Origin of the sequence: Oceanobacillus profundus (assembly GCF_003515705.1) — a bacterium.
Taxonomy (GTDB): Bacteria; Bacillota; Bacilli; order Bacillales; family Amphibacillaceae; genus Oceanobacillus; species Oceanobacillus profundus.
In genome coordinates, this window is sequence record NZ_QWEH01000033.1 from 1 (window position 1) to 14,858 (window position 14,858).

The 14,858-nt window shown below is 57.0% G+C and carries 18 protein-coding genes; all 18 read left to right on the top strand.

The annotated features are described in order from the left end of the window. Positions 1-201: 201 nt before the first annotated feature. From D1B32_RS23015 to D1B32_RS23100, 18 genes are read left to right on the top strand one after another with little or no spacing between them, the layout of a single operon-like run. Complete coding sequence (locus D1B32_RS23015; RefSeq protein WP_000453580.1) at positions 202-747, top strand: DNA-packaging protein; 546 nt, start codon at positions 202-204, stop codon at positions 745-747. Beyond that, the gene (locus D1B32_RS23020) at positions 722-2,647 is read left to right on the top strand and encodes a phage terminase large subunit family protein (RefSeq protein ID WP_001027292.1); all 1,926 of its coding nucleotides are present in this window, start codon (positions 722-724) and stop codon (positions 2,645-2,647) included. The genes D1B32_RS23015 and D1B32_RS23020 overlap by 26 nt, the downstream gene beginning before the upstream one ends. Further along, complete coding sequence (locus D1B32_RS23025) at positions 2,644-2,850, top strand: phage head-tail joining protein (protein WP_000198149.1); 207 nt, start codon at positions 2,644-2,646, stop codon at positions 2,848-2,850. The genes D1B32_RS23020 and D1B32_RS23025 overlap by 4 nt, the downstream gene beginning before the upstream one ends. After that, the gene (locus tag D1B32_RS23030) at positions 2,847-4,448 is read left to right on the top strand and encodes a phage portal protein (protein ID WP_001359455.1); all 1,602 of its coding nucleotides are present in this window, start codon (positions 2,847-2,849) and stop codon (positions 4,446-4,448) included. Before D1B32_RS23025 ends, D1B32_RS23030 begins: the two co-directional genes overlap by 4 nt. Next, positions 4,429-5,748, top strand: a complete 1,320-nt coding sequence (locus tag D1B32_RS23035; protein WP_000123343.1) for a S49 family peptidase — start codon at positions 4,429-4,431, stop codon at positions 5,746-5,748. The genes D1B32_RS23030 and D1B32_RS23035 overlap by 20 nt, the downstream gene beginning before the upstream one ends. A 9-nt stretch (positions 5,749-5,757) precedes the next feature. Next, positions 5,758-6,090, top strand: coding sequence for a head decoration protein (locus D1B32_RS23040; RefSeq protein ID WP_001297109.1), 333 nt, complete (start codon positions 5,758-5,760; stop codon positions 6,088-6,090). Between the two features lie 55 nt (positions 6,091-6,145). Then, complete coding sequence (locus D1B32_RS23045) at positions 6,146-7,171, top strand: major capsid protein (protein ID WP_000063280.1); 1,026 nt, start codon at positions 6,146-6,148, stop codon at positions 7,169-7,171. A gap of 41 nt (positions 7,172-7,212) precedes the next feature. After that, positions 7,213-7,611, top strand: coding sequence for a DNA-packaging protein FI (locus D1B32_RS23050; protein ID WP_000158919.1), 399 nt, complete (start codon positions 7,213-7,215; stop codon positions 7,609-7,611). Positions 7,612-7,622: 11 nt separating this feature from the next. Then, positions 7,623-7,976, top strand: a complete 354-nt coding sequence (locus D1B32_RS23055; protein ID WP_000752979.1) for a head-tail joining protein — start codon at positions 7,623-7,625, stop codon at positions 7,974-7,976. Positions 7,977-7,987: 11 nt separating this feature from the next. After that, entirely contained in the window at positions 7,988-8,566 is a 579-nt protein-coding gene (locus D1B32_RS23060) for a phage tail protein (protein WP_000975070.1), read from the top strand. Further along, a complete protein-coding gene (locus D1B32_RS23065; protein ID WP_000683105.1) occupies positions 8,563-8,958 on the top strand; it encodes a phage minor tail U family protein in 396 nt (131 codons plus the stop codon). The genes D1B32_RS23060 and D1B32_RS23065 overlap by 4 nt, the downstream gene beginning before the upstream one ends. A 7-nt stretch (positions 8,959-8,965) precedes the next feature. Next, entirely contained in the window at positions 8,966-9,706 is a 741-nt protein-coding gene (locus D1B32_RS23070; RefSeq protein WP_001349920.1) for a phage tail protein, read from the top strand. 15 nt (positions 9,707-9,721) lie between these two features. After that, the gene (gene gpG / locus D1B32_RS23075) at positions 9,722-10,144 is read left to right on the top strand and encodes a phage tail assembly chaperone G (RefSeq protein WP_000479153.1); all 423 of its coding nucleotides are present in this window, start codon (positions 9,722-9,724) and stop codon (positions 10,142-10,144) included. After that, a complete protein-coding gene (locus D1B32_RS23080; RefSeq protein ID WP_000459457.1) occupies positions 10,126-10,560 on the top strand; it encodes a phage tail assembly protein T in 435 nt (144 codons plus the stop codon). The genes gpG and D1B32_RS23080 overlap by 19 nt, the downstream gene beginning before the upstream one ends. Then, entirely contained in the window at positions 10,553-13,114 is a 2,562-nt protein-coding gene (locus D1B32_RS23085) for a phage tail tape measure protein (RefSeq protein ID WP_000840207.1), read from the top strand. Before D1B32_RS23080 ends, D1B32_RS23085 begins: the two co-directional genes overlap by 8 nt. Continuing rightward, complete coding sequence (locus D1B32_RS23090) at positions 13,111-13,440, top strand: phage tail protein (RefSeq protein ID WP_000847379.1); 330 nt, start codon at positions 13,111-13,113, stop codon at positions 13,438-13,440. The genes D1B32_RS23085 and D1B32_RS23090 overlap by 4 nt, the downstream gene beginning before the upstream one ends. Next, entirely contained in the window at positions 13,440-14,138 is a 699-nt protein-coding gene (locus tag D1B32_RS23095; RefSeq protein WP_001152639.1) for a phage minor tail protein L, read from the top strand. The genes D1B32_RS23090 and D1B32_RS23095 overlap by 1 nt, the downstream gene beginning before the upstream one ends. A 5-nt stretch (positions 14,139-14,143) precedes the next feature. Then, positions 14,144-14,851 carry a C40 family peptidase gene (locus tag D1B32_RS23100; RefSeq protein ID WP_118890483.1) on the top strand — a complete coding sequence of 236 codons (708 nt, stop codon included), beginning with the start codon at positions 14,144-14,146 and terminating at the stop codon, positions 14,849-14,851. Positions 14,852-14,858: the final 7 nt, after the last annotated feature.

Below are 14,858 nucleotides of genomic sequence, written 5' to 3' on the forward strand. Positions count from 1 at the left end.
TGGTGCGTCAGTGGGCGGCGACCTCGCGGGTTTTCGCTATTTATGAAAATTTTCCGGTTTAAGGCGTTTCCGTTCTTCTTCGTCATAACTTAATGTTTTTATTTAAAATACCCTCTGAAAAGAAAGGAAACGACAGGTGCTGAAAGCGAGCTTTTTGGCCTCTGTCGTTTCCTTTCTCTGTTTTTGTCCGTGGAATGAACAATGGAAGTCAACAAAAAGCAGCTGGCTGACATTTTCGGTGCGAGTATCCGTACCATTCAGAACTGGCAGGAACAGGGAATGCCCGTTCTGCGAGGCGGTGGCAAGGGTAATGAGGTGCTTTATGACTCTGCCGCCGTCATAAAATGGTATGCCGAAAGGGATGCTGAAATTGAGAACGAAAAGCTGCGCCGGGAGGTTGAAGAACTGCGGCAGGCCAGCGAGGCAGATCTCCAGCCAGGAACTATTGAGTACGAACGCCATCGACTTACGCGTGCGCAGGCCGACGCACAGGAACTGAAGAATGCCAGAGACTCCGCTGAAGTGGTGGAAACCGCATTCTGTACTTTCGTGCTGTCGCGGATCGCAGGTGAAATTGCCAGTATTCTCGACGGGCTCCCCCTGTCGGTGCAGCGGCGTTTTCCGGAACTGGAAAACCGACATGTTGATTTCCTGAAACGGGATATCATCAAAGCCATGAACAAAGCAGCCGCGCTGGATGAACTGATACCGGGGTTGCTGAGTGAATATATCGAACAGTCAGGTTAACAGGCTGCGGCATTTTGTCCGCGCCGGGCTTCGCTCACTGTTCAGGCCGGAGCCACAGACCGCCGTTGAATGGGCGGATGCTAATTACTATCTCCCGAAAGAATCCGCATACCAGGAAGGGCGCTGGGAAACACTGCCCTTTCAGCGGGCCATCATGAATGCGATGGGCAGCGACTACATCCGTGAGGTGAATGTGGTGAAGTCTGCCCGTGTCGGTTATTCCAAAATGCTGCTGGGTGTTTATGCCTACTTTATAGAGCATAAGCAGCGCAACACCCTTATCTGGTTGCCGACGGATGGTGATGCCGAGAACTTTATGAAAACCCACGTTGAGCCGACTATTCGTGATATTCCGTCGCTGCTGGCGCTGGCCCCGTGGTATGGCAAAAAGCACCGGGATAACACGCTCACCATGAAGCGTTTCACTAATGGGCGTGGCTTCTGGTGCCTGGGCGGTAAAGCGGCAAAAAACTACCGTGAAAAGTCGGTGGATGTGGCGGGTTATGATGAACTTGCTGCTTTTGATGATGATATTGAACAGGAAGGCTCTCCGACGTTCCTGGGTGACAAGCGTATTGAAGGCTCGGTCTGGCCAAAGTCCATCCGTGGCTCCACGCCAAAAGTGAGAGGCACCTGTCAGATTGAGCGTGCAGCCAGTGAATCCCCGCATTTTATGCGTTTTCATGTTGCCTGCCCGCATTGCGGGGAGGAGCAGTATCTTAAATTTGGCGACAAAGAGACGCCGTTTGGCCTCAAATGGACGCCGGATGACCCCTCCAGCGTGTTTTATCTCTGCGAGCATAATGCCTGCGTCATCCGCCAGCAGGAGCTGGACTTTACTGATGCCCGTTATATCTGCGAAAAGACCGGGATCTGGACCCGTGATGGCATTCTCTGGTTTTCGTCATCCGGTGAAGAGATTGAGCCACCTGACAGTGTGACCTTTCACATCTGGACAGCGTACAGCCCGTTCACCACCTGGGTGCAGATTGTCAAAGACTGGATGAAAACGAAAGGGGATACGGGAAAACGTAAAACCTTCGTAAACACCACGCTCGGTGAGACGTGGGAGGCGAAAATTGGCGAACGTCCGGATGCTGAAGTGATGGCAGAGCGGAAAGAGCATTATTCAGCGCCCGTTCCTGACCGTGTGGCTTACCTGACCGCCGGTATCGACTCCCAGCTGGACCGCTACGAAATGCGCGTATGGGGATGGGGGCCGGGTGAGGAAAGCTGGCTGATTGACCGGCAGATTATTATGGGCCGCCACGACGATGAACAGACGCTGCTGCGTGTGGATGAGGCCATCAATAAAACCTATACCCGCCGGAATGGTGCAGAAATGTCGATATCCCGTATCTGCTGGGATACTGGCGGGATTGACCCGACCATTGTGTATGAACGCTCGAAAAAACATGGGCTGTTCCGGGTGATCCCCATTAAAGGGGCATCCGTCTACGGAAAGCCGGTGGCCAGCATGCCACGTAAGCGAAACAAAAACGGGGTTTACCTTACCGAAATCGGTACGGATACCGCGAAAGAGCAGATTTATAACCGCTTCACACTGACGCCGGAAGGGGATGAACCGCTTCCCGGTGCCGTTCACTTCCCGAATAACCCGGATATTTTTGATCTGACCGAAGCGCAGCAGCTGACTGCTGAAGAGCAGGTCGAAAAATGGGTGGATGGCAGGAAAAAAATACTGTGGGACAGCAAAAAGCGACGCAATGAGGCACTCGACTGCTTCGTTTATGCGCTGGCGGCGCTGCGCATCAGTATTTCCCGCTGGCAGCTGGATCTCAGTGCGCTGCTGGCGAGCCTGCAGGAAGAGGATGGTGCAGCAACCAACAAGAAAACACTGGCAGATTACGCCCGTGCCTTATCCGGAGAGGATGAATGACGCGACAGGAAGAACTTGCCGCTGCCCGTGCGGCACTGCATGACCTGATGACAGGTAAACGGGTGGCAACAGTACAGAAAGACGGACGAAGGGTGGAGTTTACGGCCACTTCCGTGTCTGACCTGAAAAAATATATTGCAGAGCTGGAAGTGCAGACCGGCATGACACAGCGACGCAGGGGACCTGCAGGATTTTATGTATGAAAACGCCCACCATTCCCACCCTTCTGGGGCCGGACGGCATGACATCGCTGCGCGAATATGCCGGTTATCACGGCGGTGGCAGCGGATTTGGAGGGCAGTTGCGGTCGTGGAACCCACCGAGTGAAAGTGTGGATGCAGCCCTGTTGCCCAACTTTACCCGTGGCAATGCCCGCGCAGACGATCTGGTACGCAATAACGGCTATGCCGCCAACGCCATCCAGCTGCATCAGGATCATATCGTCGGGTCTTTTTTCCGGCTCAGTCATCGCCCAAGCTGGCGCTATCTGGGCATCGGGGAGGAAGAAGCCCGTGCCTTTTCCCGCGAGGTTGAAGCGGCATGGAAAGAGTTTGCCGAGGATGACTGCTGCTGCATTGACGTTGAGCGAAAACGCACGTTTACCATGATGATTCGGGAAGGTGTGGCCATGCACGCCTTTAACGGTGAACTGTTCGTTCAGGCCACCTGGGATACCAGTTCGTCGCGGCTTTTCCGGACACAGTTCCGGATGGTCAGCCCGAAGCGCATCAGCAACCCGAACAATACCGGCGACAGCCGGAACTGCCGTGCCGGTGTGCAGATTAATGACAGCGGTGCGGCGCTGGGATATTACGTCAGCGAGGACGGGTATCCTGGCTGGATGCCGCAGAAATGGACATGGATACCCCGTGAGTTACCCGGCGGGCGCGCCTCGTTCATTCACGTTTTTGAACCCGTGGAGGACGGGCAGACTCGCGGTGCAAATGTGTTTTACAGCGTGATGGAGCAGATGAAGATGCTCGACACGCTGCAGAACACGCAGCTGCAGAGCGCCATTGTGAAGGCGATGTATGCCGCCACCATTGAGAGTGAGCTGGATACGCAGTCAGCGATGGATTTTATTCTGGGCGCGAACAGTCAGGAGCAGCGGGAAAGGCTGACCGGCTGGATTGGTGAAATTGCCGCGTATTACGCCGCAGCGCCGGTCCGGCTGGGAGGCGCAAAAGTACCGCACCTGATGCCGGGTGACTCACTGAACCTGCAGACGGCTCAGGATACGGATAACGGCTACTCCGTGTTTGAGCAGTCACTGCTGCGGTATATCGCTGCCGGGCTGGGTGTCTCGTATGAGCAGCTTTCCCGGAATTACGCCCAGATGAGCTACTCCACGGCACGGGCCAGTGCGAACGAGTCGTGGGCGTACTTTATGGGGCGGCGAAAATTCGTCGCATCCCGTCAGGCGAGCCAGATGTTTCTGTGCTGGCTGGAAGAGGCCATCGTTCGCCGCGTGGTGACGTTACCTTCAAAAGCGCGCTTCAGTTTTCAGGAAGCCCGCAGTGCCTGGGGGAACTGCGACTGGATAGGCTCCGGTCGTATGGCCATCGATGGTCTGAAAGAAGTTCAGGAAGCGGTGATGCTGATAGAAGCCGGACTGAGTACCTACGAGAAAGAGTGCGCAAAACGCGGTGACGACTATCAGGAAATTTTTGCCCAGCAGGTCCGTGAAACGATGGAGCGCCGTGCAGCCGGTCTTAAACCGCCCGCCTGGGCGGCTGCAGCATTTGAATCCGGGCTGCGACAATCAACAGAGGAGGAGAAGAGTGACAGCAGAGCTGCGTAATCTCCCGCATATTGCCAGCATGGCCTTTAATGAGCCGCTGATGCTTGAACCCGCCTATGCGCGGGTTTTCTTTTGTGCGCTTGCAGGCCAGCTTGGGATCAGCAGCCTGACGGATGCGGTGTCCGGCGACAGCCTGACTGCCCAGGAGGCACTCGCGACGCTGGCATTATCCGGTGATGATGACGGACCACGACAGGCCCGCAGTTATCAGGTCATGAACGGCATCGCCGTGCTGCCGGTGTCCGGCACGCTGGTCAGCCGGACGCGGGCGCTGCAGCCGTACTCGGGGATGACCGGTTACAACGGCATTATCGCCCGTCTGCAACAGGCTGCCAGCGATCCGATGGTGGACGGCATTCTGCTCGATATGGACACGCCCGGCGGGATGGTGGCGGGGGCATTTGACTGCGCTGACATCATCGCCCGTGTGCGTGACATAAAACCGGTATGGGCGCTTGCCAACGACATGAACTGCAGTGCAGGTCAGTTGCTTGCCAGTGCCGCCTCCCGGCGTCTGGTCACGCAGACCGCCCGGACAGGCTCCATCGGCGTCATGATGGCTCACAGTAATTACGGTGCTGCGCTGGAGAAACAGGGTGTGGAAATCACGCTGATTTACAGCGGCAGCCATAAGGTGGATGGCAACCCCTACAGCCATCTTCCGGATGACGTCCGGGAGACACTGCAGTCCCGGATGGACGCAACCCGCCAGATGTTTGCGCAGAAGGTGTCGGCATATACCGGCCTGTCCGTGCAGGTTGTGCTGGATACCGAGGCTGCAGTGTACAGCGGTCAGGAGGCCATTGATGCCGGACTGGCTGATGAACTTGTTAACAGCACCGATGCGATCACCGTCATGCGTGATGCACTGGATGCACGTAAATCCCGTCTCTCAGGAGGGCGAATGACCAAAGAGACTCAATCAACAACTGTTTCAGCCACTGCTTCGCAGGCTGACGTTACTGACGTGGTGCCAGCGACGGAGGGCGAGAACGCCAGCGCGGCGCAGCCGGACGTGAACGCGCAGATCACCGCAGCGGTTGCGGCAGAAAACAGCCGCATTATGGGGATCCTCAACTGTGAGGAGGCTCACGGACGCGAAGAACAGGCACGCGTGCTGGCAGAAACCCCCGGTATGACCGTGAAAACGGCCCGCCGCATTCTGGCCGCAGCACCACAGAGTGCACAGGCGCGCAGTGACACTGCGCTGGATCGTCTGATGCAGGGGGCACCGGCACCGCTGGCTGCAGGTAACCCGGCATCTGATGCCGTTAACGATTTGCTGAACACACCAGTGTAAGGGATGTTTATGACGAGCAAAGAAACCTTTACCCATTACCAGCCGCAGGGCAACAGTGACCCGGCTCATACCGCAACCGCGCCCGGCGGATTGAGTGCGAAAGCGCCTGCAATGACCCCGCTGATGCTGGACACCTCCAGCCGTAAGCTGGTTGCGTGGGATGGCACCACCGACGGTGCTGCCGTTGGCATTCTTGCGGTTGCTGCTGACCAGACCAGCACCACGCTGACGTTCTACAAGTCCGGCACGTTCCGTTATGAGGATGTGCTCTGGCCGGAGGCTGCCAGCGACGAGACGAAAAAACGGACCGCGTTTGCCGGAACGGCAATCAGCATCGTTTAACTTTACCCTTCATCACTAAAGGCCGCCTGTGCGGCTTTTTTTACGGGATTTTTTTATGTCGATGTACACAACCGCCCAACTGCTGGCGGCAAATGAGCAGAAATTTAAGTTTGATCCGCTGTTTCTGCGTCTCTTTTTCCGTGAGAGCTATCCCTTCACCACGGAGAAAGTCTATCTCTCACAAATTCCGGGACTGGTAAACATGGCGCTGTACGTTTCGCCGATTGTTTCCGGTGAGGTTATCCGTTCCCGTGGCGGCTCCACCTCTGAATTTACGCCGGGATATGTCAAGCCGAAGCATGAAGTGAATCCGCAGATGACCCTGCGTCGCCTGCCGGATGAAGATCCGCAGAATCTGGCGGACCCGGCTTACCGCCGCCGTCGCATCATCATGCAGAACATGCGTGACGAAGAGCTGGCCATTGCTCAGGTCGAAGAGATGCAGGCAGTTTCTGCCGTGCTTAAGGGCAAATACACCATGACCGGTGAAGCCTTCGATCCGGTTGAGGTGGATATGGGCCGCAGTGAGGAGAATAACATCACGCAGTCCGGCGGCACGGAGTGGAGCAAGCGTGACAAGTCCACGTATGACCCGACCGACGATATCGAAGCCTACGCGCTGAACGCCAGCGGTGTGGTGAATATCATCGTGTTCGATCCGAAAGGCTGGGCGCTGTTCCGTTCCTTCAAAGCCGTCAAGGAGAAGCTGGATACCCGTCGTGGCTCTAATTCCGAGCTGGAGACAGCGGTGAAAGACCTGGGCAAAGCGGTGTCCTATAAGGGGATGTATGGCGATGTGGCCATCGTCGTGTATTCCGGACAGTACGTGGAAAACGGCGTCAAAAAGAACTTCCTGCCGGACAACACGATGGTGCTGGGGAACACTCAGGCACGCGGTCTGCGCACCTATGGCTGCATTCAGGATGCGGACGCACAGCGCGAAGGCATTAACGCCTCTGCCCGTTACCCGAAAAACTGGGTGACCACCGGCGATCCGGCGCGTGAGTTCACCATGATTCAGTCAGCACCGCTGATGCTGCTGGCTGACCCTGATGAGTTCGTGTCCGTACAACTGGCGTAATCATGGCCCTTCGGGGCCATTGTTTCTCTGTGGAGGAGTCCATGACGAAAGATGAACTGATTGCCCGTCTCCGCTCGCTGGGTGAACAACTGAACCGTGATGTCAGCCTGACGGGGACGAAAGAAGAACTGGCGCTCCGTGTGGCAGAGCTGAAAGAGGAGCTTGATGACACGGATGAAACTGCCGGTCAGGACACCCCTCTCAGCCGGGAAAATGTGCTGACCGGACATGAAAATGAGGTGGGATCAGCGCAGCCGGATACCGTGATTCTGGATACGTCTGAACTGGTCACGGTCGTGGCACTGGTGAAGCTGCATACTGATGCACTTCACGCCACGCGGGATGAACCTGTGGCATTTGTGCTGCCGGGAACGGCGTTTCGTGTCTCTGCCGGTGTGGCAGCCGAAATGACAGAGCGCGGCCTGGCCAGAATGCAATAACGGGAGGCGCTGTGGCTGATTTCGATAACCTGTTCGATGCTGCCATTGCCCGCGCCGATGAAACGATACGCGGGTACATGGGAACGTCAGCCACCATTACATCCGGTGAGCAGTCAGGTGCGGTGATACGTGGTGTTTTTGATGACCCTGAAAATATCAGCTATGCCGGACAGGGCGTGCGCGTTGAAGGCTCCAGCCCGTCCCTGTTTGTCCGGACTGATGAGGTGCGGCAGCTGCGGCGTGGAGACACGCTGACCATCGGTGAGGAAAATTTCTGGGTAGATCGGGTTTCGCCGGATGATGGCGGAAGTTGTCATCTCTGGCTTGGACGGGGCGTACCGCCTGCCGTTAACCGTCGCCGCTGAAAGGGGGATGTATGGCCATAAAAGGTCTTGAGCAGGCCGTTGAAAACCTCAGCCGTATCAGCAAAACGGCGGTGCCTGGTGCCGCCGCAATGGCCATTAACCGCGTTGCTTCATCCGCGATATCGCAGTCGGCGTCACAGGTTGCCCGTGAGACAAAGGTACGCCGGAAACTGGTAAAGGAAAGGGCCAGGCTGAAAAGGGCCACGGTCAAAAATCCGCAGGCCAGAATCAAAGTTAACCGGGGGGATTTGCCCGTAATCAAGCTGGGTAATGCGCGGGTTGTCCTTTCGCGCCGCAGGCGTCGTAAAAAGGGGCAGCGTTCATCCCTGAAAGGTGGCGGCAGCGTGCTTGTGGTGGGTAACCGTCGTATTCCCGGCGCGTTTATTCAGCAACTGAAAAATGGCCGGTGGCATGTCATGCAGCGTGTGGCTGGGAAAAACCGTTACCCCATTGATGTGGTGAAAATCCCGATGGCGGTGCCGCTGACCACGGCGTTTAAACAAAATATTGAGCGGATACGGCGTGAACGTCTTCCGAAAGAGCTGGGCTATGCGCTGCAGCATCAACTGAGGATGGTAATAAAGCGATGAAACATACTGAACTCCGTGCAGCCGTACTGGATGCACTGGAGAAGCATGACACCGGGGCGACGTTTTTTGATGGTCGCCCCGCTGTTTTTGATGAGGCGGATTTTCCGGCAGTTGCCGTTTATCTCACCGGCGCTGAATACACGGGCGAAGAGCTGGACAGCGATACCTGGCAGGCGGAGCTGCATATCGAAGTTTTCCTGCCTGCTCAGGTGCCGGATTCAGAGCTGGATGCGTGGATGGAGTCCCGGATTTATCCGGTGATGAGCGATATCCCGGCACTGTCAGATTTGATCACCAGTATGGTGGCCAGCGGCTATGACTACCGGCGCGACGATGATGCGGGCTTGTGGAGTTCAGCCGATCTGACTTATGTCATTACCTATGAAATGTGAGGACGCTATGCCTGTACCAAATCCTACAATGCCGGTGAAAGGTGCCGGGACCACCCTGTGGGTTTATAAGGGGAGCGGTGACCCTTACGCGAATCCGCTTTCAGACGTTGACTGGTCGCGTCTGGCAAAAGTTAAAGACCTGACGCCCGGCGAACTGACCGCTGAGTCCTATGACGACAGCTATCTCGATGATGAAGATGCAGACTGGACTGCGACCGGGCAGGGGCAGAAATCTGCCGGAGATACCAGCTTCACGCTGGCGTGGATGCCCGGAGAGCAGGGGCAGCAGGCGCTGCTGGCGTGGTTTAATGAAGGCGATACCCGTGCCTATAAAATCCGCTTCCCGAACGGCACGGTCGATGTGTTCCGTGGCTGGGTCAGCAGTATCGGTAAGGCGGTGACGGCGAAGGAAGTGATCACCCGCACGGTGAAAGTCACCAATGTGGGACGTCCGTCGATGGCAGAAGATCGCAGCACGGTAACAGCGGCAACCGGCATGACCGTGACGCCTGCCAGCACCTCGGTGGTGAAAGGGCAGAGCACCACGCTGACCGTGGCCTTCCAGCCGGAGGGCGTAACCGACAAGAGCTTTCGTGCGGTGTCTGCGGATAAAACAAAAGCCACCGTGTCGGTCAGTGGTATGACCATCACCGTGAACGGCGTTGCTGCAGGCAAGGTCAACATTCCGGTTGTATCCGGTAATGGTGAGTTTGCTGCGGTTGCAGAAATTACCGTCACCGCCAGTTAATCCGGAGAGTCAGCGATGTTCCTGAAAACCGAATCATTTGAACATAACGGTGTGACCGTCACGCTTTCTGAACTGTCAGCCCTGCAGCGCATTGAGCATCTCGCCCTGATGAAACGGCAGGCAGAACAGGCGGAGTCAGACAGCAACCGGAAGTTTACTGTGGAAGACGCCATCAGAACCGGCGCGTTTCTGGTGGCGATGTCCCTGTGGCATAACCATCCGCAGAAGACGCAGATGCCGTCCATGAATGAAGCCGTTAAACAGATTGAGCAGGAAGTGCTTACCACCTGGCCCACGGAGGCAATTTCTCATGCTGAAAACGTGGTGTACCGGCTGTCTGGTATGTATGAGTTTGTGGTGAATAATGCCCCTGAACAGACAGAGGACGCCGGGCCCGCAGAGCCTGTTTCTGCGGGAAAGTGTTCGACGGTGAGCTGAGTTTTGCCCTGAAACTGGCGCGTGAGATGGGGCGACCCGACTGGCGTGCCATGCTTGCCGGGATGTCATCCACGGAGTATGCCGACTGGCACCGCTTTTACAGTACCCATTATTTTCATGATGTTCTGCTGGATATGCACTTTTCCGGGCTGACGTACACCGTGCTCAGCCTGTTTTTCAGCGATCCGGATATGCATCCGCTGGATTTCAGTCTGCTGAACCGGCGCGAGGCTGACGAAGAGCCTGAAGATGATGTGCTGATGCAGAAAGCGGCAGGGCTTGCCGGAGGTGTCCGCTTTGGCCCGGACGGGAATGAAGTTATCCCCGCTTCCCCGGATGTGGCGGACATGACGGAGGATGACGTAATGCTGATGACAGTATCAGAAGGGATCGCAGGAGGAGTCCGGTATGGCTGAACCGGTAGGCGATCTGGTCGTTGATTTGAGTCTGGATGCGGCCAGATTTGACGAGCAGATGGCCAGAGTCAGGCGTCATTTTTCTGGTACGGAAAGTGATGCGAAAAAAACAGCGGCAGTCGTTGAACAGTCGCTGAGCCGACAGGCGCTGGCTGCACAGAAAGCGGGGATTTCCGTCGGGCAGTATAAAGCCGCCATGCGTATGCTGCCTGCACAGTTCACCGACGTGGCCACGCAGCTTGCAGGCGGGCAAAGTCCGTGGCTGATCCTGCTGCAACAGGGGGGGCAGGTGAAGGACTCCTTCGGCGGGATGATCCCCATGTTCAGGGGGCTTGCCGGTGCGATCACCCTGCCGATGGTGGGGGCCACCTCGCTGGCGGTGGCGACCGGTGCGCTGGCGTATGCCTGGTATCAGGGCAACTCAACCCTGTCCGATTTCAACAAAACGCTGGTCCTTTCCGGCAATCAGGCGGGACTGACGGCAGATCGTATGCTGGTCCTGTCCAGAGCCGGGCAGGCGGCAGGGCTGACGTTTAACCAGACCAGCGAGTCACTCAGCGCACTGGTTAAGGCGGGGGTAAGCGGTGAGGCTCAGATTGCGTCCATCAGCCAGAGTGTGGCGCGTTTCTCCTCTGCATCCGGCGTGGAGGTGGACAAGGTCGCTGAAGCCTTCGGGAAGCTGACCACAGACCCGACGTCGGGGCTGACGGCGATGGCTCGCCAGTTCCATAACGTGTCGGCGGAGCAGATTGCGTATGTTGCTCAGTTGCAGCGTTCCGGCGATGAAGCCGGGGCATTGCAGGCGGCGAACGAGGCCGCAACGAAAGGGTTTGATGACCAGACCCGCCGCCTGAAAGAGAACATGGGCACGCTGGAGACCTGGGCAGACAGGACTGCGCGGGCATTCAAATCCATGTGGGATGCGGTGCTGGATATTGGTCGTCCTGATACCGCGCAGGAGATGCTGATTAAGGCAGAGGCTGCGTATAAGAAAGCAGACGACATCTGGAATCTGCGCAAGGATGATTATTTTGTTAACGATGAAGCGCGGGCGCGTTACTGGGATGATCGTGAAAAGGCCCGTCTTGCGCTTGAAGCCGCCCGAAAGAAGGCTGAGCAGCAGACTCAACAGGACAAAAATGCGCAGCAGCAGAGCGATACCGAAGCGTCACGGCTGAAATATACCGAAGAGGCGCAGAAGGCTTACGAACGGCTGCAGACGCCGCTGGAGAAATATACCGCCCGTCAGGAAGAACTGAACAAGGCACTGAAAGACGGGAAAATCCTGCAGGCGGATTACAACACGCTGATGGCGGCGGCGAAAAAGGATTATGAAGCGACGCTGAAAAAGCCGAAACAGTCCAGCGTGAAGGTGTCTGCGGGCGATCGTCAGGAAGACAGTGCTCATGCTGCCCTGCTGACGCTTCAGGCAGAACTCCGGACGCTGGAGAAGCATGCCGGAGCAAATGAGAAAATCAGCCAGCAGCGCCGGGATTTGTGGAAGGCGGAGAGTCAGTTCGCGGTACTGGAGGAGGCGGCGCAACGTCGCCAGCTGTCTGCACAGGAGAAATCCCTGCTGGCGCATAAAGATGAGACGCTGGAGTACAAACGCCAGCTGGCTGCACTTGGCGACAAGGTTACGTATCAGGAGCGCCTGAACGCGCTGGCGCAGCAGGCGGATAAATTCGCACAGCAGCAACGGGCAAAACGGGCCGCCATTGATGCGAAAAGCCGGGGGCTGACTGACCGGCAGGCAGAACGGGAAGCCACGGAACAGCGCCTGAAGGAACAGTATGGCGATAATCCGCTGGCGCTGAATAACGTCATGTCAGAGCAGAAAAAGACCTGGGCGGCTGAAGACCAGCTTCGCGGGAACTGGATGGCAGGCCTGAAGTCCGGCTGGAGTGAGTGGGAAGAGAGCGCCACGGACAGTATGTCGCAGGTAAAAAGTGCAGCCACGCAGACCTTTGATGGTATTGCACAGAATATGGCGGCGATGCTGACCGGCAGTGAGCAGAACTGGCGCAGCTTCACCCGTTCCGTGCTGTCCATGATGACAGAAATTCTGCTTAAGCAGGCAATGGTGGGGATTGTCGGGAGTATCGGCAGCGCCATTGGCGGGGCTGTTGGTGGCGGCGCATCCGCGTCAGGCGGTACAGCCATTCAGGCCGCTGCGGCGAAATTCCATTTTGCAACCGGAGGATTTACGGGAACCGGCGGCAAATATGAGCCAGCGGGGATTGTTCACCGTGGTGAGTTTGTCTTCACGAAGGAGGCAACCAGCCGGATTGGCGTGGGGAATCTTTACCGGCTGATGCGCGGCTATGCCACCGGCGGTTATGTCGGTACACCGGGCAGCATGGCAGACAGCCGGTCGCAGGCGTCCGGGACGTTTGAGCAGAATAACCATGTGGTGATTAACAACGACGGCACGAACGGGCAGATAGGTCCGGCTGCTCTGAAGGCGGTGTATGACATGGCCCGCAAGGGTGCCCGTGATGAAATTCAGACACAGATGCGTGATGGTGGCCTGTTCTCCGGAGGTGGACGATGAAGACCTTCCGCTGGAAAGTGAAACCCGGTATGGATGTGGCTTCGGTCCCTTCTGTAAGAAAGGTGCGCTTTGGTGATGGCTATTCTCAGCGAGCGCCTGCCGGGCTGAATGCCAACCTGAAAACGTACAGCGTGACGCTTTCTGTCCCCCGTGAGGAGGCCACGGTACTGGAGTCGTTTCTGGAAGAGCACGGGGGCTGGAAATCCTTTCTGTGGACGCCGCCTTATGAGTGGCGGCAGATAAAGGTGACCTGCGCAAAATGGTCGTCGCGGGTCAGTATGCTGCGTGTTGAGTTCAGCGCAGAGTTTGAACAGGTGGTGAACTGATGCAGGATATCCGGCAGGAAACACTGAATGAATGCACCCGTGCGGAGCAGTCGGCCAGCGTGGTGCTCTGGGAAATCGACCTGACAGAGGTCGGTGGAGAACGTTATTTTTTCTGTAATGAGCAGAACGAAAAAGGTGAGCCGGTCACCTGGCAGGGGCGACAGTATCAGCCGTATCCCATTCAGGGGAGCGGTTTTGAACTGAATGGCAAAGGCACCAGTACGCGCCCCACGCTGACGGTTTCTAACCTGTACGGTATGGTCACCGGGATGGCGGAAGATATGCAGAGTCTGGTCGGCGGAACGGTGGTCCGGCGTAAGGTTTACGCCCGTTTTCTGGATGCGGTGAACTTCGTCAACGGAAACAGTTACGCCGATCCGGAGCAGGAGGTGATCAGCCGCTGGCGCATTGAGCAGTGCAGCGAACTGAGCGCGGTGAGTGCCTCCTTTGTACTGTCCACGCCGACGGAAACGGATGGCGCTGTTTTTCCGGGACGTATCATGCTGGCCAACACCTGCACCTGGACCTATCGCGGTGACGAGTGCGGTTATAGCGGTCCGGCTGTCGCGGATGAATATGACCAGCCAACGTCCGATATCACGAAGGATAAATGCAGCAAATGCCTGAGCGGTTGTAAGTTCCGCAATAACGTCGGCAACTTTGGCGGCTTCCTTTCCATTAACAAACTTTCGCAGTAAATCCCATGACACAGACAGAATCAGCGATTCTGGCGCACGCCCGGCGATGTGCGCCAGCGGAGTCGTGCGGCTTCGTGGTAAGCACGCCGGAGGGGGAAAGATATTTCCCCTGCGTGAATATCTCCGGTGAGCCGGAGGCGTATTTCCGTATGTCGCCGGAAGACTGGCTGCAGGCAGAAATGCAGGGTGAGATTGTGGCGCTGGTCCACAGCCACCCCGGTGGTCTGCCCTGGCTGAGTGAGGCCGACCGGCGGCTGCAGGTGCAGAGTGATTTGCCGTGGTGGCTGGTCTGCCGGGGGACGATTCATAAGTTCCGCTGTGTGCCGCATCTCACCGGGCGGCGCTTTGAGCACGGTGTGACGGACTGTTACACACTGTTCCGGGATGCTTATCATCTGGCGGGGATTGAGATGCCGGACTTTCATCGTGAGGATGACTGGTGGCGTAACGGCCAGAATCTCTATCTGGATAATCTGGAGGCGACGGGGCTGTATCAGGTGCCGTTGTCAGCGGCACAGCCGGGCGATGTGCTGCTGTGCTGTTTTGGTTCATCAGTGCCGAATCACGCCGCAATTTACTGCGGCGACGGCGAGCTGCTGCACCATATTCCTGAACAACTGAGCAAACGAGAGAGGTACACCGACAAATGGCAGCGACGCACACACTCCCTCTGGCGTCACCGGGCATGGCGCGCATCTGCCTTTACGGACTGACTGCAGT